Annotated in this window: 15 protein-coding genes and 6 pseudogenes; 12 read left to right on the forward strand and 9 right to left on the reverse strand. The window is 31.1% G+C overall.

The genetic code is table 11. The annotated features are described in order from the left end of the window. Nucleotides 1-320 precede the first annotated feature (320 nt). Nucleotides 321-898 (forward strand): annotated as a pseudogene (locus OTBS_RS12150) (IS5 family transposase); the annotation flags it as partial. 219 nt (nt 899-1,117) lie between these two features. Here the strand turns inward: OTBS_RS12150 and OTBS_RS16390 are convergent. Continuing rightward, nucleotides 1,118-1,192: pseudogene (locus OTBS_RS16390) on the reverse strand (conjugal transfer protein); the annotation flags it as partial. Nucleotides 1,193-1,381: 189 nt separating this feature from the next. Further along, a complete protein-coding gene (locus OTBS_RS05030) occupies nt 1,382-3,208 on the reverse strand; it encodes a hypothetical protein (RefSeq protein WP_011944762.1) in 1,827 nt (608 codons plus the stop codon). A gap of 311 nt (nt 3,209-3,519) precedes the next feature. Here OTBS_RS05030 and OTBS_RS12155 point away from each other — a divergent pair. The 4 genes and pseudogenes from OTBS_RS12155 (at nt 3,520) to OTBS_RS05050 (ending at nt 6,116) form a co-directional block, all read left to right on the forward strand. Then, nucleotides 3,520-4,322, forward strand: a pseudogene (locus tag OTBS_RS12155) (IS5 family transposase). Nucleotides 4,323-4,342: 20 nt separating this feature from the next. Next, nucleotides 4,343-4,579, forward strand: a complete 237-nt coding sequence (locus OTBS_RS05040; protein WP_041621248.1) for a hypothetical protein — start codon at nt 4,343-4,345, stop codon at nt 4,577-4,579. Then, on the forward strand, nt 4,555-5,652 hold the full coding sequence (locus OTBS_RS05045; RefSeq protein ID WP_041621249.1) for a toprim domain-containing protein: 1,098 nt from the start codon (nt 4,555-4,557) through the stop codon (nt 5,650-5,652). Before OTBS_RS05040 ends, OTBS_RS05045 begins: the two co-directional genes overlap by 25 nt. Then, nucleotides 5,637-6,116 (forward strand): Rpn family recombination-promoting nuclease/putative transposase, encoded by a 480-nt coding sequence (locus tag OTBS_RS05050; protein WP_232488928.1) that lies wholly within the window; start codon nt 5,637-5,639, stop codon nt 6,114-6,116. The genes OTBS_RS05045 and OTBS_RS05050 overlap by 16 nt, the downstream gene beginning before the upstream one ends. On the opposite strand, the pseudogene OTBS_RS12160 reads toward OTBS_RS05050, so the two are convergent. From OTBS_RS12160 to OTBS_RS05065, 4 genes and pseudogenes are all read right to left on the reverse strand, one after another. Then, nucleotides 6,082-6,615: pseudogene (locus tag OTBS_RS12160) on the reverse strand (conjugal transfer protein TraC); the annotation flags it as partial. The gene OTBS_RS05050 and the pseudogene OTBS_RS12160 overlap by 35 nt on opposite strands. Before the next feature lie 487 nt (nt 6,616-7,102). After that, nucleotides 7,103-7,333, reverse strand: a complete 231-nt coding sequence (locus OTBS_RS05055; protein ID WP_041621250.1) for a TraC family protein — start codon at nt 7,331-7,333, stop codon at nt 7,103-7,105. After that, nucleotides 7,314-7,607: a hypothetical protein gene (locus tag OTBS_RS05060; protein ID WP_011944763.1), complete on the reverse strand. Its 294-nt coding sequence runs from the start codon at nt 7,605-7,607 to the stop codon at nt 7,314-7,316. The genes OTBS_RS05055 and OTBS_RS05060 overlap by 20 nt, the downstream gene beginning before the upstream one ends. Before the next feature lie 13 nt (nt 7,608-7,620). Continuing rightward, a complete protein-coding gene (locus tag OTBS_RS05065) occupies nt 7,621-8,091 on the reverse strand; it encodes a TrbI/VirB10 family protein (RefSeq protein ID WP_011944764.1) in 471 nt (156 codons plus the stop codon). Between the two features lie 415 nt (nt 8,092-8,506). Between OTBS_RS05065 and OTBS_RS05070 the strand changes: the two are divergent. Together OTBS_RS05070 and OTBS_RS12170 are read left to right on the forward strand one after the other, a co-directional pair. Continuing rightward, nucleotides 8,507-9,673: pseudogene (locus tag OTBS_RS05070) on the forward strand (reverse transcriptase domain-containing protein). Between the two features lie 334 nt (nt 9,674-10,007). Continuing rightward, on the forward strand, nt 10,008-10,874 hold the full coding sequence (locus tag OTBS_RS12170; RefSeq protein ID WP_011944765.1) for an IS630 family transposase: 867 nt from the start codon (nt 10,008-10,010) through the stop codon (nt 10,872-10,874). 105 nt (nt 10,875-10,979) lie between these two features. Here OTBS_RS12170 and OTBS_RS05080 read toward each other — a convergent pair whose 3' ends face one another. Beyond that, nucleotides 10,980-11,783, reverse strand: coding sequence for a DNA adenine methylase (locus OTBS_RS05080; RefSeq protein WP_011944766.1), 804 nt, complete (start codon nt 11,781-11,783; stop codon nt 10,980-10,982). 475 nt (nt 11,784-12,258) lie between these two features. On the opposite strand from OTBS_RS05080, the gene OTBS_RS05085 reads away from it, so the two are divergent. The 4 genes from OTBS_RS05085 to OTBS_RS05100 all read left to right on the forward strand — a co-directional run bounded on the left by OTBS_RS05085 (nt 12,259) and on the right by OTBS_RS05100 (nt 15,611). Continuing rightward, complete coding sequence (locus OTBS_RS05085) at nt 12,259-12,975, forward strand: hypothetical protein (protein ID WP_011944767.1); 717 nt, start codon at nt 12,259-12,261, stop codon at nt 12,973-12,975. A gap of 351 nt (nt 12,976-13,326) precedes the next feature. Further along, complete coding sequence (locus OTBS_RS16395) at nt 13,327-14,070, forward strand: sensor histidine kinase (protein WP_011944768.1); 744 nt, start codon at nt 13,327-13,329, stop codon at nt 14,068-14,070. Nucleotides 14,071-14,077: 7 nt separating this feature from the next. Continuing rightward, the gene (locus OTBS_RS16400) at nt 14,078-14,935 is read left to right on the forward strand and encodes a sensor histidine kinase (RefSeq protein WP_011944769.1); all 858 of its coding nucleotides are present in this window, start codon (nt 14,078-14,080) and stop codon (nt 14,933-14,935) included. Between the two features lie 100 nt (nt 14,936-15,035). After that, the gene (locus OTBS_RS05100) at nt 15,036-15,611 is read left to right on the forward strand and encodes an HD domain-containing protein (RefSeq protein WP_011944770.1); all 576 of its coding nucleotides are present in this window, start codon (nt 15,036-15,038) and stop codon (nt 15,609-15,611) included. A gap of 36 nt (nt 15,612-15,647) precedes the next feature. Here OTBS_RS05100 and OTBS_RS05105 read toward each other — a convergent pair whose 3' ends face one another. Together OTBS_RS05105 and OTBS_RS05110 are read right to left on the reverse strand one after the other, a co-directional pair. Next, nucleotides 15,648-16,181: a hypothetical protein gene (locus OTBS_RS05105; protein WP_041621251.1), complete on the reverse strand. Its 534-nt coding sequence runs from the start codon at nt 16,179-16,181 to the stop codon at nt 15,648-15,650. Nucleotides 16,182-16,274: 93 nt separating this feature from the next. Next, nucleotides 16,275-16,730 carry a conjugal transfer protein TraD gene (locus OTBS_RS05110; RefSeq protein WP_011944772.1) on the reverse strand — a complete coding sequence of 152 codons (456 nt, stop codon included), beginning with the start codon at nt 16,728-16,730 and terminating at the stop codon, nt 16,275-16,277. A 293-nt stretch (nt 16,731-17,023) separates the two neighbouring features. Between OTBS_RS05110 and OTBS_RS12180 the strand changes: the two are divergent. Next, nucleotides 17,024-19,493: pseudogene (locus OTBS_RS12180) on the forward strand (AAA family ATPase). Nucleotides 19,494-19,538 lie beyond the last annotated feature (45 nt).

The following is a 19,538-nucleotide window of genomic DNA, read 5'->3' on the forward strand; positions in this document are numbered from 1 at the left end:
ACAAGAGATAATGTACAATTATGATTATGCGAGATATTAAATATAGTTTTAATTAATAGCCATTTATTGCTCACATATCTGCAAATGCAAATTTAGAATAAGAAACAGTTAGAAAGAGATAATATACAAGTGTTACAATTGTCAATGTTCAGGTTATTAAGTATAGTATTATGAACTAATACTTGTAGAAATATGAGCAATAAATAAACCGTTATTAATTGAAATTATGTTTAAATATGTTGCATAATTTAATTGTACATTATCTCTTGTAAACCTTTTTCATTATGCTTTTCATACTTTCTCTTATCCTAATCTGGCGTTATAAAGCTGTAAAATGGGTAGAAGATACCCTAGTTAAACACACAAACTTTGCTCTTCCAGGTCGTAAAGCTCTAATGAAGAGCGATATGAATTATGAAGTAGTCTTGATTGATGCTACTGAGAGTCCTATAGAAAGACCTGAAAAAAACAAAAATTCTATTATTCAGGAAAGAAGAAAAGGCATACACTAAAAACTCAAATAGTGGTAGATAAGAAAACGCGCCAAGTAATATGTACAAATTTTTCTAACGGTAAAAAACATGACTTTAGATTATTTAAGGAGTCCAAAATTCTTATCCATCCTAAGGTTAAAGCGATTACTGACACAGGATATCAAGGCATACAAAAAATTCACAATAATTCTGAATTACCAAAGAAAAAAAGCAAGAAAAATCCTTTAACTAAAAATGATAAAAAGAATAATCGTAGGTTAGCAGGAGCAAGAGTTATGAATGAAAACGTTATTTGTATGCTAAAACGGTTCAGAATTATTGCTGACAAATATCGAAATAGACGTAAAAGATTCTCTCTTAGATTTAATTTGATCTCTGGCATTTATAATTTTGAATTACCTTAACCAGTTTCGAAAGAGGTCTATTATTTTTTATACTCTTTTCATATTAGCATATTATGTACCTATTTTCTACGTTAGTGCTATACCAGTAGGCTTCTGTTGGTAGAACCACAGGTTTGATCTATTTTTTATAGTTAAACACAATCATATATATAATTTCACATCGGCACAGCACAAGCGCCAAACAAAGTATTTAGTGATCAAGCCTTAGCCCTTTTAGCAAACTAGTCTACCAATTTTGATAAGACGCCGAGTACGCATTTTACGTTCTTTAATTTTGAGGTTAACTTCGTCCATAATCAGTTTAGCTTTTTTATTGTAATACAAATGTATTAAAAGTTATAACGGAATATGGCCCCTTGCAGATCTTTGTAATGACACCTTTAATACTTCTTCTTATCCTAATCTAGATTTATACAACTTAAGCTTTAAAAAGTAGTTAATATTGCTACCATTTAATAACTTTCGAACTCAATTGACTAGCTACTAAACAGAATCATGATAATGGAATAATCCACCTGCATTCTGAATATTATTATGATCTGGTAACCCTGAATATAAGTCTAATGCATCATCCAATATACCTGGAGTTATACGAGTGTTTAATGCATAGCCGCTTGATTCATCTTCATCTATTATATCTGTCTCCTCGATCTCATCAGTTTCTTCATTATAATCTTCAAAGCCAGGAATACTTTCCAAACAGGATATTAAGTCAAAGTTAGATTTTACTTCATTTACGAATTGATATAACTTTTCTACTTCATTAGGATTTCTAGCAATTTTTCTAATTGCAACTTCTATTGCATGTGCGTAAAACTGTGAACGTGGATCGTCTGGTAATTTAAGCTCATTTCTTAAAAAACTTTTCCTATCTGTACATCCATCATTGAGTCCATCATCGCATCTATCATTAGCTACAAGACTTAGCACATAGTTTTCAGTATCACACAAACATCTATTACTTAAAAAAGTACTTGCGGCATTTAAAATAATTGCATGATGATACATAATTTTATGTTTTTTAAACTCTTCAAAATTGAAAGATGGTATACTATTTATATAATTACAATTCGGACTGATACTTTGTTTAAAGTAAACAAAAATTTTCCATGCATCAGTGTTTTTTCTATCCTTTGCCAAAGATTCAGATCCAATATGGTATTTTAATTCAGGAAATCGTGGAAATACTATATCAAGTTTAGGATCTTGCATCTCTTTTGAAAGCTCAGCAAATGGAGTTCTAGAAAAATGATCTTCATGATTGTAAGTAAATAATGTACAAGGAAACGAATGTAAATAAGTACTTGGATTATCTACCAAATAACTACTACAAGATGGTCCACCATTGCTTCGTGATTGGGAAACTGCTCTAGCTAATGCTGGATCGATATGTTGATAACTATTAGCTGTGCTTGCCCTAGAACTACTATCGCTTATTGACATTACTGTTACTGCCTCTGATATATCATCATCAATGTGCATATTATTACTACTAATCCACTGTGGTGAAGGGCTAACCAAATCTACAACCTCTTGCTCATTATTAATATCTAGAAGCTTCCTAAGGTTACCATGCTGATAATTTAGACTATCAAGTACTTTAAGTTTTACATCATTCTTAGTATTGTCTGTTAATATAAACTCAGTCAATTTCGGCATGACATTTATTGGTTGAGCAAATCCATCAAAGTTACTTATCTTATAATTATTTGAGTTAAAACTATCTATCAAATCAAGTTTGATAATATTTGGATTTTTATGTATAGTAAAACACTTAAGTATGTTCTGCCCTATATGATAATTAATTGTTACATGAGTCAATGATGTTTTATCTAGAATCTTTTTGAAGCTGTTGCCATCTTGATCACTATCTAAATCTTTTCTTGTTGTAGTGCTTGTACCTTCCCAGCGATTTATAGGAGTAGCGTATTTAAGAGAAAATTCTTCCAGTACAGTATTATCCTTTAATAGCTCAGATAGGGACTTCAGGGCCTTAGATCCAAAATTATCTAAACTAATATCTACTTTTCTAATGCCATTACCATAGCAGTTTACTTTTAATTCATTTAAAATTTTATTAAGAATAAGCTGATCTAACTTTGCATACTTCCAATTTTTCTGTATCGTAAGAGCTGTGATTGTTGTATCGCAAATAATCGGTTTTATTGAATGAACTGCATAAAATGAAGTACCTGCATTTGATAACCTGCAAACTGTTCCTTCGAACTCCTTTACAACATGATCAATATTAGGTAAAAAACCTCCTTTATCTACTTTTGGCTGTATTGTTAATGTTACTTTATCACCCATTTTTTGCTCTATATTATTTTTTACAAGTTTATAAATTATTTAAATAAATGTAAATGATTTTATAAACTATTTTTACATATGATTTATGAAATCCTTCAGAATCATGACTTCAGCAAAACACCAAAAAATCGCGTTTAAAGCAAAAAACAAATCAGAATCAAAATTGCAGTAATCCTAATACAATCAAAGTTTTTCAGATTTTAGTAGTTTAATTGCATTATTATATTTTTTCATTAGACTTTTTTCGAAACTAGACAATGATGTATAATGGTGTTATAAATAACTGATTTGAAGTAATATGAAATTCGAACATATTTAAAGAGTTAGAGGATGAAAAATTTCGTCGATTAACAGGAGCAAGGAAGGGAACATTTTCAAAGATAGTAGATATTTTGAGGCAGGCTGATGGTCTTAAGAAATCGAAAGGTGGGTGTAAAAATAAGCTCAATCTGGATTTATGGCTTTAGAATACCTTAGAGAATACCGTACTTATTTTCATATAGGTCAGAACTATGGGATTAGTGAAAGTTCAGCATATAAAGCTGTTAAATGGGTAGAAGACGCCCGTTAAACACCCAAACTTTGCTCTTCCAGGTCGCAAAGCTCTAATGAAGAGTGATATGAATTATGTAAGTAGTCTTGATTGATGCTACTGAGAGTCCTATAGAAAGACCCCAAAAAAACAAAAATTCTATTATTCATGAAAGAAGAAAAAGGCATACACTAAAAACTCAAATAGTGGTAGACAAGAAAACACACCAAGTAATATGTACAGATTTTTCTAACGGTAAAAAACATGACTTTAGATTATTTAAGGAATCCAAAATTCTTATCCATCCTAAGGTTAAAGCGATTACTGATACAGGATATCAAGGCATACAAAAAATTCACAATAATTCTGAATTACCAAAGAAAAAAAGCAAGAAAATTCCTTTAACTAAAAATGATAAAAAAAAATAATCGTAGGTTAGCAGGAGCAAGAGTTGCGAATGAAAACGTTATTGTTAGGCTAAAACGGTTCAAAATTATTGCTGCCAAATATCGAAATAGACGTAAAAGATTCTCTCTTAGATTTAATTTGATCTCTGGCATTTATAATTTTGAATTACCTTAACCAGTTTCGAAAGAGGTCTAATGAATTCTGACTTGAGAGCAAGTGTAATTCTTGATAGAGAAACGAATGAAAATTATCCAGCATTTTCAGCATTTGCTAGAAATGCGAAAGGTGAAATTACTGGTGTACAAGTTGTATATTTGAATTCGCAAACGTGCGATAAGGCAGATATTTCAGTCCCTAGGAGGGCTTTTGGCAAAATTATAGCGAATCGTTTGTTAGAATTACTCCATTGGCACCACATGATTCGCCTATAACAATTATAACAGAAGGCGTTGAAACAGCTTTAAGTCTAAAACAAGCAGGAATTAATGGAAAAATTATCGCTGCTATTGGCATACATAATTTCAAGAACTATCAACCATTTGAAGGAGAAAACATAATCATAGCGGCAGATAATGATGGACAAAATTCTATAACAATGAATACTGTTGATAAAGCGAAAAAAACACTCGAAAATAGTGGAGCAAAGGTGTTAAAAGTGATGCCAACACAAGAAGGTGATTTCAACGACCTATTACAAATTCATGGAGCTGAAGCTATTAGACAGATTATAATACCTGAAATTGCCAAACTTATTAAATTGAACGAAATACAAAGTGAATCAATAACGAATCAAAGTGAGGTTAAAGAATTATATGCAAAATCTTTACCCCTATACGACTATAACAAAAAGGAAAAAGCTAATGCGGAAGTAACAACAGTCAACAAATTTTTGGAAAAATATACAGGAATTTATAATTCAAAAGTCTTTGATAATCCTAATTTAAGAGCAACCATGGTTTTTGATGAAAAGACTCAAAAATCCCGGCCTGCACTTACTGTTTTTGTTAAAAATGAAAAAGGTGAAATTACTGGAGCTAAGATATTAGCCTTGAATTCAAAAACCTGTAATAAAGCTGATATTCCAGAAAAATCTGTTGGTACAATTAGTGGATCATTTGCTGAAATTGCTCAACAAAATTCAAACTACTCACCTGTAACAATCATTACAAATGATATTGAGACAGCGTTAACCATTCAACAAGCTAGAGTCGAAGGAAAAATCTTATGTGCCATTGAAGCTGAAAATTTGCAAAACTATAATCCTGGCTCAAAAGAAAAGATCATTCTAGCGGTTAAAAATGACGTAAATACTGAAAAAGCAGAAAAAGTTTTGGAAGATAAGGGAGCAATAGTCTGTACGGTCAAAAATGACTTCAATAATGTATTAAAAACTCAAGGATCATATGCCGTTAGAAATATTATCAGCCCTGAAATAAGCAACCTTACTGAAAAAAATGAATCAATCCAAACTAACATACAACCAAGATTATGTCTGAAAATTTAAAACACGATGGGCTATTTAAAGATTTAATGAATGACCCAAAAGCAGCTCTGGATTTTATAAATGATTTTTTACCAAATGAAGTTAAAAACGTACTAGATTTAAATACTATAAAAGTTGAGCAAGAATCATTTGTTGAAGCTAATCTACGCCGTAGTATGTGTGACGTGCTATTTTCAGTTAAAACAAAAAATAATAATGAGGCATTTATATATGTGCTTATTGAGGCAGAATTAAGATCTGATTATTGGATCGCGTTCAAATTATGGCAATATACATTATCAATATTAAAAAGGCATAAAAAAGGACTAAAAGAGCGTAAAAAAGAACGTGGTAAATTACCAATTGTTGTACCAATTGTAGTATATCATGGAGCTGACCGATTTAATGCTCCGAGAAGCTTATGGGAACTGTTTGATGCCCCTAAATTAGCTAAAGAGTTGGATGGGGCTCTGAATACTTACTAATAGATTGGCAAGCAATGCCAGATACTGAAATAAACTCTCCTGAACGCTTTCCAGCTAGCAGCTTCCAGGCTTCATCTATCATAATTAAAAATGGTCTACTTCTATCTCCTTTAACCATTGTTTGATTAATATGAACAATCATAATCTGTACAATCACAGCTAACAGCTCTGGTACAGAGCGTAGATGATCTGTTTCAATCACTACTATGTCTGAATTCAAGGATAATTGCGCCTTGCCGCTAAAAAATCTTCCATGTTGCCCATCTTTAGTAAAAGGGAAAAGCATATTTCCAAGCTCTTTAGCATATGATTCTTCTCTATTTGATAACCAGTCTGCAATATCGGTTATTTCAGCCTTAGAGCGACTTTTTTGCCATACAGATATTAAAGCTCTTTGTAACATTGGTTGTTGTAGATCGCTTGTTCCATACTGAGGTGCAGCCATGGTTGCTAAAATAGACGGAAAGTTAGATAAAAAGTCTGATCTAGCTTCTATTTGAGCTTGATCACGCAAAAACTCTGTTCTTTTGTTGGCTAACTCAATAAATATCTCTCCTTTACGATATGACTGCCAGTTGCTTAAAAAATGCTCTATATTATTACTACCAATCATTAAGACTTGTAACGCCAGATTAGGATAAGGGAAAGTATGAAAAGCATAATACAAAAGGCCTGCAAGAGATAATGTACAATTATGATTATGCGAGATATTAAATATAGTTTTAATTAATAACGGTTTATTTATTGCTCATATTTCTACAAGTATTAGTTCATAATACTATACTTAATAACCTGAACATTGACCATTGTAACACTTGTATATTATCTCTTTCTGACTGTTTCTTATTCTAAAATTGCACTTGCAGATATGTGAGCAATAAATTAACTGTTATTAATTAAAACTATATTTAATATCTCGCATAATCATAATTGTACATTATCTCTTGTAGACCTTTTTCATTATGCTTTTCATACTTTCCCTTATCCTAAACTGACGTTTGTAGGCTACTTTCAGCTGGTAAATTTTCATCACTTTTCAGAAATTCAGCAATTTCATTTTGAGCCGAAACACTAGCTCCAACCAATGGCCATGCAAGCAATACAAAGCCTATTGAACCACGATTAAAGAATAGCTGAGTCTCCTCATCATATGATTCATAGACAAAATGTTTAGAAAATCTTTTTCGATCAAAATCCTTATGTATGCTTGTGTTCACCTTGGCTCTGTTTTGGTTTAAATAAGTTAATTAGGTACTTCTTAGAGTTTTTATCAACACGTCTTCTATAACATGTAATACAAGTCTTTTTTCGAGTTTTTTTTACTTCAACTTTTTCAACATTATTAGTATCAAAAACGCCTTGAGCAACCATATTCTTTATTTCGTATAAAGACTTACATTTTTGCCCTTTAGGAATTTTACAATCAAAATTACTTTCGAAAAAGAAGCTGGTTAGGCTTATACAGCCGAATAGCAATAATAAAAACTTCATTATAAATGCTCCTCTAGCCTTTGTGATTGGTCGAATTTATTATGCAAATTAACTTTTTCATTGCTAATTGATGGCGCATAAGTTGAATTTTTAACTTTTTCTTGTGCTCGCATAAGTCAAAACCTTTTTTAAATACAACATCTATGACTCTACCTGAGGCAACAACAATGACTGGGCTCATGGAATCAGCTCGTTTTATAGCAAAATCAGCTAGCTTATCAAAAGCATTGCTAGCTCCAGAGTAAGCTCCAGACTGAAGTGCATCTCCAATCTGAAACTCTTGTTGTTGCTGACCTCCAGCTACTAGGTTTAAAGTTGGTGTCATATCAGGTTTAATAGCCTTAGTCTGAAGAAATTTAGCTATACTGCTAAATATAGCGCTAACATAGGAAATAGGTACATAATATGCTAAGTGCGTCAAGATAAGGTGAATTAATCTTACTGGTGAAAGTCCAGTTATGGAAGGAGAAGCTAGATCCACCATATAGCGAGTCTTGTGCTGCTGAAGGTAACGACAGTAGTAAAGCGTAGACAGTGAAACATTCGAGCCGAAACCAAATGGTGAACGTGATATCCCCGAAAGGCTTATATAGTGGAAGCCGATATGTTAGACTACATAGTAGGCAAAAGAAGATTGGAGGTCAAACTAGTAAAAAAAAACCCAAAAATTTTCAACCACCGGGGTCGCAGGCGTCAGCGAGTTTGTAAAGATTAATGACACAACTTGAGAAGTCCTTATAACTCTTACGTAATTAAGTAAGTATTCAAAGTACAAGTGATGAAACATAAGGCTTTGGAGATGGTGTAAGGATGGCTGAGTTAGCCATAGTAGTGATGAAACCTAGTAATGTGGGTGGAGCAAAGGGTTAGCAGAAAAGTAAGAATGCAAGAGGGAAACAATGGCTGTACACAGCATAGACAGAAATACATGGTTAACGAAACTTGAGCGTATAAAGTTGCTATCATCGAAAAATCAAGACATAAAGTTTAATAATCTAAATCAAGACATAAAGTTTAATAATCTTGGACATATCATTGATTTAAAGATATTAGAAGAACAATATAAGGAACTCGATAGCAAGAAAGCGATAGGAATAGATGGTATAACCAAAGAGGATTATGGTAAGAAGTTGAAAGCAAATCTGCTCTCGCTTCTTACTAGAATTTGCAATGGGAAATATCAGGCTAAACCTGCACGAATAACAGAAATTCCAAAAGAAGATGGAGGCAAAAGACCTTTGATAATATCATGTTTTGAAGATAAGATAATCGAGTCTACAGTAAGCAAGATATTAAACTCTGTGTTTGAGCCAATATTCTTAAAGTATTCATATGGATTTCGACCTAAATTAAATGCACACGACGCTTTAAGGGAGTTAAATAGACTTACGTATAACTTCAATAAAGGGGCTATAGTAGAGATTGATATAACAAAGTGTTTCAATACAATCAAGCATTGTGAGTTGATGTAATTTCTAAGAAAGAGAATATCTGACAAGAAATTTCTAAGACTAGTTATGAAACTGATTGAAACACCAATCATAGAAAATGGTACTATAGTTACTAACAAAGAAGGTTGTCGTCAAGGATCAATAGTTTCACCAATTCTGGCAAATGTCTTTCTGCATTATGTTATAGATAGCTGGTTTGCAAAAATCAGCAAAGAAAACTTAATGGGACAAACAGGAATGGTGAGGTACTGCGACGATATGGTATTTGTCTTTGAAAAGGAAACAGATGCGAAAAGGTTTTATGATGTTTTGCCTAAAAGGTTAAATAAGTATGGGCTAAATATCAATGAAGCTAAATCACAAATGATTAAATCTGGTAGAGACCATGCTGCAAATTTAGCCAAACAAGACAAGAAGATCGCAAGTTATAATTTTCTTGGATTTACTTGCTATTGGAGAAAATCAAGATTTGGCATAACATGGAGACTAAAATATACCTCAAGGAGAGATCGTTTTACTGAGAAACTGAAAGGACTGAGAAAATATTTGCGTAGTCAGCTAAACAAGCAAGATAAAACACAAACATTATCACAAGTCATTAGAGTTATTAGGTGAATGGATCAACTATCATGGTATATCTGATAATAAAAGACGAGTAAGTTCATTTATCAACCAAAGTACACGTGCAATATATAACTGGTTCAATAAAATGGGAGGAAAACGTAAGATGAATTGGAAAAGACTAACCGAGATACTTAAAAGAGTAAATTTTCCTAAAATTGGAAAGATTGTCTCAATGTTCTAGACAACAAATAAGGCATAATGCTTATCTTATTTTTGAGAGCCGGATGCGGTAATTCTGCAACTCCGGTTCTGAGGAGGGGCCTAATTGAGCGATTGGTTAGGTCTACTCACATATGAAAAGAGTATAAAAAATAATAGATAAATAATGGCAAGAAGCTACAGTTACGATTTAAGAATGAAGCTATTCAAAGCCCTAGATGAGGGGCTATCAATTGTTAAAGCATGTAAAATATTCAACATAAGTCGTAATACGAGATATAGATGGAAACATCTTAAAAGAGAAACAGGAGATATTAAAGCAAAACCTTATGGAGCAGCAAAAGGTTATAATGCAAAAATAGACCTCAAAGAATTTGAGGGGTTAATTATCAATCATCATGATAAAACAGCTAAAGAATTAAGTATTATACTAGGTAATAGATTACAAAAAACTAGAATAAATTATTACAGAAAACTACTAGGATATACTTATAAAAAAACTCATTTTCATCCCAAAAGGGATATTGTGTTAAGGAATGAATTTATCGAGAAGGTAAAGCAAATTTCTAAAGAAAATCTAGTATTTATTGATGAGTCAGGAATAGAGGATAATGCTTGTAGAGAATATGGATGGAGTATAAAAGGTACTAGATGTTATGTCAATAAAGCTTATCAACATAAATCCAGGGTCAGTATGATAGCAGGGCTTTGTAATAATCAAATTATAGCACCAGTAATATTTGAAGGAAATTGTAATAAAGAAATATTTACAACTTATGTAGAAACTATATTAATCAAAGAATTGCGCCCTGGACAAATAGTAATTATGGATAATATCAATTTCCATAAGAATAATACAATTAAAGTATTAATAGAATCGGTTGGCTGCAGTATTCTATTCTTACCTACATATAGTCCAGATTTAAATCCTATAGAACATTATTGGTTTAAGATTAAGAACGAAATAAGAAAAGTTACTGCTCAATTCAAAGATATTAGCATGGCTGTAGCACACGTAATGCAGTTTATCTGATTGTACCTATTTCCTACGTTATTGCTATACCTATAATAATAGCGATAATTCACTTCCTTTTTATATACGTTCTGGATTTCGTTTGCATTGTTGAATGAAATGAGTTCAGTAGTTAGTAATGATTAGCTCATTAACAGTGTTTCGTTGTTGATTGATTGAGTATGTAACTGGAATATGAGTGATGAAAAAGTCTTTGTATAGATCTTTAATGAAGGCAGTGTTATTATTTGAAAGCATAATTTTAACACCTTTATTGTTTAGTTCATAAACAAAATCTCGTAGTCTGATTTGCTCTTTTTCATCAAATGGAACTCTGGTATAGAAACGTTCTCCTGATTGGTGATAAGGGGGGTCAAGATAAACGAAGTCACCTTTTTTAGGTTCTATAAACGAAAAATCCATAGCGCAAATTGATACATCGGTTAAAAGTTTGCTACATTTATTTATTCTAGAGCAAATATGAAGCTTAAGATATCGCTTATCAGAAAATGTTTGAGCAGATGTACCATCTCTGTTTAGCCTATAAATTCCCCTAAAAGAGTATTTATTAAGATATATAAATTTTGCCGTGATATCATTAGGATCATTACTATAATAATTGTCTCTTATTTTATAGTAGTAATTTTCAGAATGGTTTTTGTGATATAGATTCAGTAATCTGTTGACTTCATTTGGATTCTTTTTTACAGCGTGATAACTAGTAATTAAGTCGAGATTAATATCAGACAAAAAACATTGTTTAAACAGATGCCTAACTTGAAAAAATAAAGCCCCACCTCCAAGAAATGGTTCATAGTAATTATAGTATGGCCCTGAAGGAAGATGCTCTATTAATTTATTAACAATTCTCCTTTTACCTCCAACCCAGTGAAGAAAAGGCTTTGGTTCATTAGAAATTGCCGTTGACACAAGAATTTTTGATTAATTAAATCTCTACTATGAATTATAGCAGAAAATAAGCCTTAAAGCCAGTAATAATAACTGTTGTAGAACTTTTTTATAAACCTTTTGTGAATGATATTTTTGTAGCTAGAGATACAATGCGATAATTTCGCATCTATTTTAAAAAAGATGAAAAAATTTTTCATAATTATGACAAAAAGTCATGTACTGATAAAAATTGAAATGATACTGTATACCTGATATTATCTGAGATTCAAGATTTAGATAATATTTAGCTAGAGGTTATTTCATTAAAACTTCAAAATCTGCTATTAAAGGTATAAATGAATCTCTAGCTACACTTTAATTGCTACTTCAAATAGCAAAAGTAATGCTATGGTTATTAATGGCCTAATTATTTTAGGCTATCTCAATTTATAACTCAAGATTAATAATAAATATATAATTGTTAAATATTATGCGGGATTTTAAAGGGTAAAGTATGCATATACAAGTCTTAAGCGCAGCAAAACACTTGTTCTATCGAATGTTTAACCTATACAAACAAAATAAAGTAACACAAATTTTTTCAGTTTCACAGGAAAAATGGTTTGCTTTTTTTAATGACTTGCACAGTCATACAGAACAAAAAAATTTAATACAACTTCTAATAACTCATCTTATAAAGATAAAATCTAATTTAAAAACAAATCAGCAAAAAAAGTGTTTAACTGGTTATTTAACTGATCCAAATTATAACTTAACCAGAAAGGAACAAAAATATATTTTAAAATTAATAAATGAAAATGATTTTATTTGGAATAAGAAAGGTCAAAACTTTCTTGATTTTTGTATGTATAAAATTATACGAATGCATTCCATAGCACTTGAAATACCAATCAAAAAATGTTCTAGCAATATGCTAATAAATAAAGGTATCAAACCCTTTCAGGAATTTATTACACCAGAACATTTTAAGAATATAATTTATCTTGAACAAAAGCTACTATACCGCACACTTAAGTATGATCATTGCATTAATTCGAAACAAAGAAAAGTAACTATCAAACAACTACTATTGGCTCCAGGACAACTTGAAATAAAAGAAGATCTTAATTCGATAGAGAAAAAAGATTTTGACTTAGTTAATACAGCCCTTGATTTTTATATTTTGGATATTATAGGTCGTTTTAAAGATGTGTTTGAACCTGATGTTTAAATTAAGAGCAAAAAAGATAAGTCCAGAACTTTTTCAGTTAATATACTAAATTATCAAAGTCTTTTTATAACTCAGAATCAATTGTATATCTCATTTTGAGAGATATTTTGTTTTTTTAGATGTAAATAACAATGCGATAATTTCGCATCAATGTGTAATATTATGAAAAAATTTTTCAGAAATATTACAAAAAGTCATGTACTGACAAAAATCGAAATGATACTGTATACCTGATATTATCTGAGATTTAAGATTTAGATGATATTCTGATAGAGATTAAAACTTAAACCGCAAAATTTTCTTTTTAATCTCTAGGAAGCAATTTAACAACTTAAATAGCAGGAGAATTCTATGCCTATTGAAGACGAAGGTCAAAATAAAATCAATAAATTAACTGAAAAATTATCCACAGAGGGAATTAATAGCACAACAATAAAACAGATAGATGCTGAAATGCAAAAACTATACTGCCAGCTAGAGGAATCTGAGGAAGTAAGCATAAATTGCATAGAGTGGATACAATATTTTAGGCTAATAGTAAATAACTACGACAGAAAAAAAGTAAATATAATAGCTTCTCTAAATGGAATGATTTTTTTATTTAGACAATACATAGCATCAACGAATGTAAGGATTGAAACATTTAACATAGAATTGCTAATAAATAATACCGTTATCAGAATGAGGGAACATTTTGAAGATGAGAATATAAAGCTAAATGTTCAAAATGACATAAAGACAATTCTGATTGGAGATAGTTTTCGAATAAAAGCAGTAATAAGTCAGTTAATTGGTAGTGCTATTATAAATAGTAGTAAGAATAGCAAGATTACTATTAACATCAATCAGTATTCAGAAATATTACAATTTACAGTACAAAACATAGGACTAAGCCCTTCTAAAGAAAAATTAGAAAGAATAAATGCTGAACTAGAGAATTTGAATTTGGTAACATATCAAGAACTAGGAGAAGGATTAGCATTTATTAAACATCTTACAGATCAGCTAAAAGGAAGACTAAGAGCAAAAGAGGAAAATAATTACATAACTTTTTCATTTGATGTACCAATAACTAGTTTTAACTCTTCTTTATGAGAATGCTATGAAAGAAAAGAATAAAACAATTAACCAATGGATAGTACAGATACCTCCAATACCAGTTATGTTGCTGAATGGAGAGAGGGAGAATATCGATGAATATATGGAGATAATAACAAAGTTAAGAAAAGCTAAGTATCAGGTCGAGGTAGCTGAATCATTGAAAGAATATTGTGTGAATCTGATACAGAATATCAAATATAGATTTAATATTGCAACTAGCGAAATTGTAAGGCTAGCAAGCGATATCATGTTAAATGATTCAAAAAATAAAGATAAGCTGGAAACAATATTAAATCGAGCAGCAAATCTCCAAAGGTACTGTAACGATGTAGTTTACACGCTTAGAAGCGAAATTGAGAATGAAAATTTATGTTTAAAAAAATTTAGCATACAAAAGCTAGTAAAGGATGCCGTCAGGAGACTAGAAGACATTGCAAAAGAGAAAGATATAAAAATCAATTACAATTTTCAGTACAAAATGAAGGATATTGTGATTGGAAATAGTGATCACTTACAAGCTATATTAAGTCAATTAATAGGCAGCACGATTAGATTTAATCACAGCTGCAAGGTTATAATTACAGTTCATTTGTTTACTATAAAAAATTATATAAAAAGCGATAACATACTACAATTTAGAATACACGATAAAGGAAGCGGTATTTCAAAGAAAAAATTAGGAGATATAAAAGCAAAAATAGCTGATTTTGAGTTGGTACGAGACTATCCACAAATGCTGGAATCAGGATTATGGTTTGTAAATTACCTTGTTAATCAACTTAATGGAGAAATGGAAATAGAAAGCGAAAAAGACAAGTTTACAACCATTACTTGCAATATTCCAGTACAACTTTTTTAATCAAATTAATTCGCTTCTTTCACAGTTTTTATCTGAGATTGAAGTATATAAAAAGTTTAATTTATTGTATAATTTATTAAAGATTATTTAGAGATGGAAAATGATAGACTTTTATAGCGAGAGCTTACTAAATAAGCTGTTTAGAATCAACGTAAGATTTAACGCTGAAATTGATCTTGATAAAGTTGAAAGAGCAATATTTTACGCTAAAAAATATCATGACAAACAACTTCGAGATACAGGAGAGCCATATTATATGCATCCATTAGAGGTAGCTTATATGGTAGCAGACTACAGTTTTGAAACAGATACGATTATTACAGCAATACTACATGATACCCTCGAAGACACAACACTAACTAAAGAAAAGATTGTTAAGGTATTTGGTAAAAAAATTGCAGAACAGGTTTCAGAACTCACAAGGATTAAGGATAATAAAAAAATCAGTTCTAGAGAAATGATTCAAACATTTTATAGCCAAAATAAAACAGAACTATTATTAATTAAGCTTTTCGACCGATTCCATAATATTCAGACTATATCAATAAAACCTTATGAAAAAAGACAAAAAATCGTCATTGAAACTCAGCAAGAATTTATACCTCTTGCTGAATACCTTAATCTACCAGAGATTAGAGAACGCTTAAGCGAATATTGCAAACTTAATGCTAGCTAGAATATGGTTTAACTAGTAAAATATTATCTCTATTATTTATTCGGATGTACAACTTGATATGTCACCTATACAATCTTTAAATTGATTAGGTGTATAAATATGAATATTATCTTCATAGTAAGCAATTCTGTTATCATCAGTAAATGTATCTAATTCTGATGGTCTCTCCTTCAGATCATTATATACAATAGTTAACTCTTTATCAGTTAATAATTTTTTGCTACTATTTAGAATAGATTCATTATCATATTTTACTACTATAGGCATTAGCTGGTTATGATTAAGCTTTTCTACTGCATATAATGTGTTATATGTTTTTTTAGCATATTCATAGTGTTCAACTACTGTATACTGTTTTATACCTGAAAAAATATAACTAATCGCTTCTTTTGCTCTGGTACAATCAGATTTAGCTTTTTTAATAATGTCATTGTATTGGCTATTATCCCACCCAATCAAGAGTAAAGAATTATTACTTTCTTTTTTAAATATAAAATTAGTAGCTAACTGTACTATTTCTGTGGAAGTAGGATTATTAGCTGAATTATGGTACAAATTGTTTCTATACATAATCACCCTATTGTTAAGTAAGTTTATATTATAAGTTTATAAATTATACTAGCTAATTAGCAATAACTTTTTTGTTGCTTAAATATTTTCAATTCAGGATACCAATTCTAGATTATATTGAACATTAAGAAGGCCATTCTTTAAGGCCTCAATATCCTTAACATTGCCGCACCATTCTTGGTGAAAGCTATTCCATTTTAAGCCATGAAGGCGAATGTGGAGCTTAGTGTTTTCGTCTGGTTCAGAGGAAAATTTTAAAATCACGGCAGCTTTATTTTGCTGTTCTTTATCAAAAATATCTTTACCGATTGTAGTCCAATGATTCTGAACATTTGGATGTTGTGTTAAAGTTTCTTTTAGTGAAACAATTGCACCAAATAAAGTATTTGCTGATAAGTGATCAAGCTTAGCCTTAGCAACTAATCCACCCATTTCGATAAGACGTCGAGTACGCATTTTACGTTCTTTAATTTTAAGGTTAACCTCATCCATGATTAGCTTAGCCTTTTTTTGTTGGAGAGTAATTTTTTGCTGCATAAGATTTGCCATGTTAGTAATTCAGAAAGATAAAAAAATCAGGCAAGAATATATCAAAATAAAATTCCAGTAAAGAAAAAAACCGCACCTGCCAAACCAACATCAAATAATTATAGTCAAAAAAACGTGAATTCAGGTTAGAAGCTTCATTAAAGAATAAGCTTATACGCAATATGTAAACTTGAAAGTTTACTGCTAAAAAATGAGCACTCATTAGCCGATTGAGTGTTAAAAAAAAGAAGTTTGTGCTAGCAAAATCAAAAAAACCATGCTAACTTAAAACTCAGGTGAGAATTGGTGTTGAGATGGCTATACAGTTTGCAATGATTGAATTTTTAAGTAGAAGTAAAGGAGGAGATAGTTGTTGTAAGGCAGCGTATAATGCAAGAACTATTGTTAAAAATGAGCAGACAAATATAAGGTATAACTTCTCTTATAAGAAAGATAACGTATATCATACAGTACTGATACCAGATTATGTAAATCAAAAATTCAAGAATGTCCAAAGATTAATGAATGAGGTGGAACAAACAGAAAAACGAAGAAACAGTAAGTTGTTGAAGGATATCGTAATAGCACTGCCAGACGATAAGGAATTGAATTTAGAGCATAGAATAGAAATAACTCATCAAATAGTTGATGTAATGGAATGGGTAAAAAATGGTCTTGGAGTACAGATAGATATTCATAAGCCTCATAGAGGAGATAAAAACTGGCATGTGCATATATTGGTTACTACAAGAAGATTTAAAGAGAATGGCGAAGAATTAGGTGGTAAAGCTGTTGACTTGGAGCCTAAATTCAGAACATCAAAAGGTAAGGCATTTATTATTCCAGAAGCTGAGATGATTCACGAAAAAGTGAAGGAAATAATTAATGCATATTTTGCTAAATTAGGCTTAACAAATAGAGTTGATAAGATAAGTACAGTTCCGCAAGAGCATATTGGACCTACTAGAATTAGGGGTTTAATTAATGAAGTTGCAAATGAAAATGAGTTACGTAAAGAGGCTCATTTGAAGATTATTAATGATGTTGATGTAATAACGGATTCTATAACACATTACAAATCTATTTTTACTAAGCATGATATTGAAAAAGCCGTGAAAGATATACCAGACCTAACAGCAAGAGAACTGTTAGTTCAGCAAGTGCTTAGTTCAAATAGAATACTAGAGTTATATCATGATGATGGTGAAAGTAGTAAATATTTTACGACAACTGAGGTTAGAGATGAGGAAGCAAGAATAATAAGAATAGCTAATAAAATCGATACTCAAGCTTATTACAATGATATTTATCATCTTAAAAACGATATCGAAAGCTTAACAAGTGTTAGTGAAGAGCAAAAACATGCTCTACGACGTATTTTGCTTAGTAATAGTGGAGTTAGAATACTAAGAGGAAGAGCTGGAACAGGTAAATCCACTGTTTTAGCAAAAGCATATAAAATTGCAACAAATCGTAGACAAAATGTTATTGGACTTGCTCCTACACATAAGGCTATATCAGTGCTGAAGGATAATGGCTACCAGAAATGTGATACAATAAAAGGATTTTTATATAAAAATAGCGTTACTAGAGACAGTTTAATAGTAGTAGATGAAGCTGGAATGGTTGCTACTAGAGAATATGCAGAGCTGTTTAGAGTAGTTAGAAACAATAATTGTCAACTGATACTTGCTGGAGATGAAAAGCAGTTAGCTTCAATAGAAAGAGGCGGAATGTTTGAGATGCTGAGTAATATTTTCAGTTCACATGTTTTAGTGAATATTCGAAGACAAAGTGAAAACTGGAGCAGAGAGGTAGCAATGAAGTTTGCTGAGAGTAATATTTTAAGCGGTATAACCTTACCTGAGGCAAAATAACTGCGTTAAGTTTGATAATACGTTGCAGGACTCAATGAGTAAGTTAAGATACAACTGGAGTCTAAGCAAGTTTAAGCTACATGAAAAATTGGTAATTACAGTACGTAATAAAGAGGTAGACATTCTTAATTCAAGTATTAGATCTTTGTTAAAAGCTAATGGCACGCTACAAGGCACAGAATATAGGCGTTCAATAGCTGGAAGGAAAGAGTCCTACATGGCTGGAGATCGAATTGTATTTCAAAAAAGCGATAAGGATTTACAAATACAAAATAGTGAATTTGCAACTTTAACTTCGGTTAATAAAAATGAATTTGTAGCTAAGACAGATGCAGGACAAGATGTGAGTTTTGACCCAAGCAAAATACAATTTAAACATGGTTATGCAAGTACTGTTTATAAGGCCCAGGGAGCTTCTATAAAAGATGTATACATTCTTCATAACGGAGTTGGTAATATAAGCAGCTCATACGTAGCCATGACAAGGCATATAGAACAGTTAAAGTTATATTGTAATAAAGAAGCTACTAGCAGTTTTAGCAGCTTAGTATATCAGCTCAGCAGAGCAAATTACAAATCGGCAAGCATAAACTTAAAAACTAATGAAGATTTAAATAAAGAAAATCCAACTATTTTAAGTAAAATTTGTGGTTGGTTTAAGTCTATAGTAACTGATGTAGGAGACAGATTTCATAAAAACGCTAAATATTATCAGTACGATAAAAAACCAGAGCAATTAGCTGACATTAAGATCGAACAACCTAATATAGTTAATGATATAAGAAAATCAGAAATAAGTCCAAATAATGAATTAAAGGCTACAAAGACCGCAAACGATATTTCAACTACAGAAAAACTCAACACAAAGCCTGAACAACAAAATCCAAGAGTTAGTATTCGAAGGTAAAATGAGCTGCATAGAGCAGCTCAAGGATAATAAAGATATGAATTT

The sequence above is a fragment of the Orientia tsutsugamushi str. Boryong genome (genome assembly GCF_000063545.1).
Taxonomy (GTDB): Bacteria; Pseudomonadota; Alphaproteobacteria; order Rickettsiales; family Rickettsiaceae; genus Orientia; species Orientia tsutsugamushi_C.

Bases quoted from the DNA above. Each gene is read 5' to 3' on its own strand.
- OTBS_RS05030 (WP_011944762.1), bottom strand. From the start codon at position 3,208: ATGGGTGATAAAGTAACATTAACAATACAGCCAAAAGTAGATAAAGGA.
- OTBS_RS05040 (WP_041621248.1), top strand. From the start codon at position 4,343: ATGAATTCTGACTTGAGAGCAAGTGTAATTCTTGATAGAGAAACGAAT.
- OTBS_RS05050 (WP_232488928.1), top strand. From the start codon at position 5,637: ATGTCTGAAAATTTAAAACACGATGGGCTATTTAAAGATTTAATGAAT.
- OTBS_RS05060 (WP_011944763.1), bottom strand. From the start codon at position 7,607: ATGAAGTTTTTATTATTGCTATTCGGCTGTATAAGCCTAACCAGCTTC.
- OTBS_RS05065 (WP_011944764.1), bottom strand. From the start codon at position 8,091: ATGGTGGATCTAGCTTCTCCTTCCATAACTGGACTTTCACCAGTAAGA.
- OTBS_RS12170 (WP_011944765.1), top strand. From the start codon at position 10,008: ATGGCAAGAAGCTACAGTTACGATTTAAGAATGAAGCTATTCAAAGCC.
- OTBS_RS05085 (WP_011944767.1), top strand. From the start codon at position 12,259: ATGCATATACAAGTCTTAAGCGCAGCAAAACACTTGTTCTATCGAATG.
- OTBS_RS16395 (WP_011944768.1), top strand. From the start codon at position 13,327: ATGCCTATTGAAGACGAAGGTCAAAATAAAATCAATAAATTAACTGAA.
- OTBS_RS16400 (WP_011944769.1), top strand. From the start codon at position 14,078: ATGAAAGAAAAGAATAAAACAATTAACCAATGGATAGTACAGATACCT.
- OTBS_RS05100 (WP_011944770.1), top strand. From the start codon at position 15,036: ATGATAGACTTTTATAGCGAGAGCTTACTAAATAAGCTGTTTAGAATC.
- OTBS_RS05105 (WP_041621251.1), bottom strand. From the start codon at position 16,181: ATGTATAGAAACAATTTGTACCATAATTCAGCTAATAATCCTACTTCC.
- OTBS_RS05110 (WP_011944772.1), bottom strand. From the start codon at position 16,730: ATGGCAAATCTTATGCAGCAAAAAATTACTCTCCAACAAAAAAAGGCT.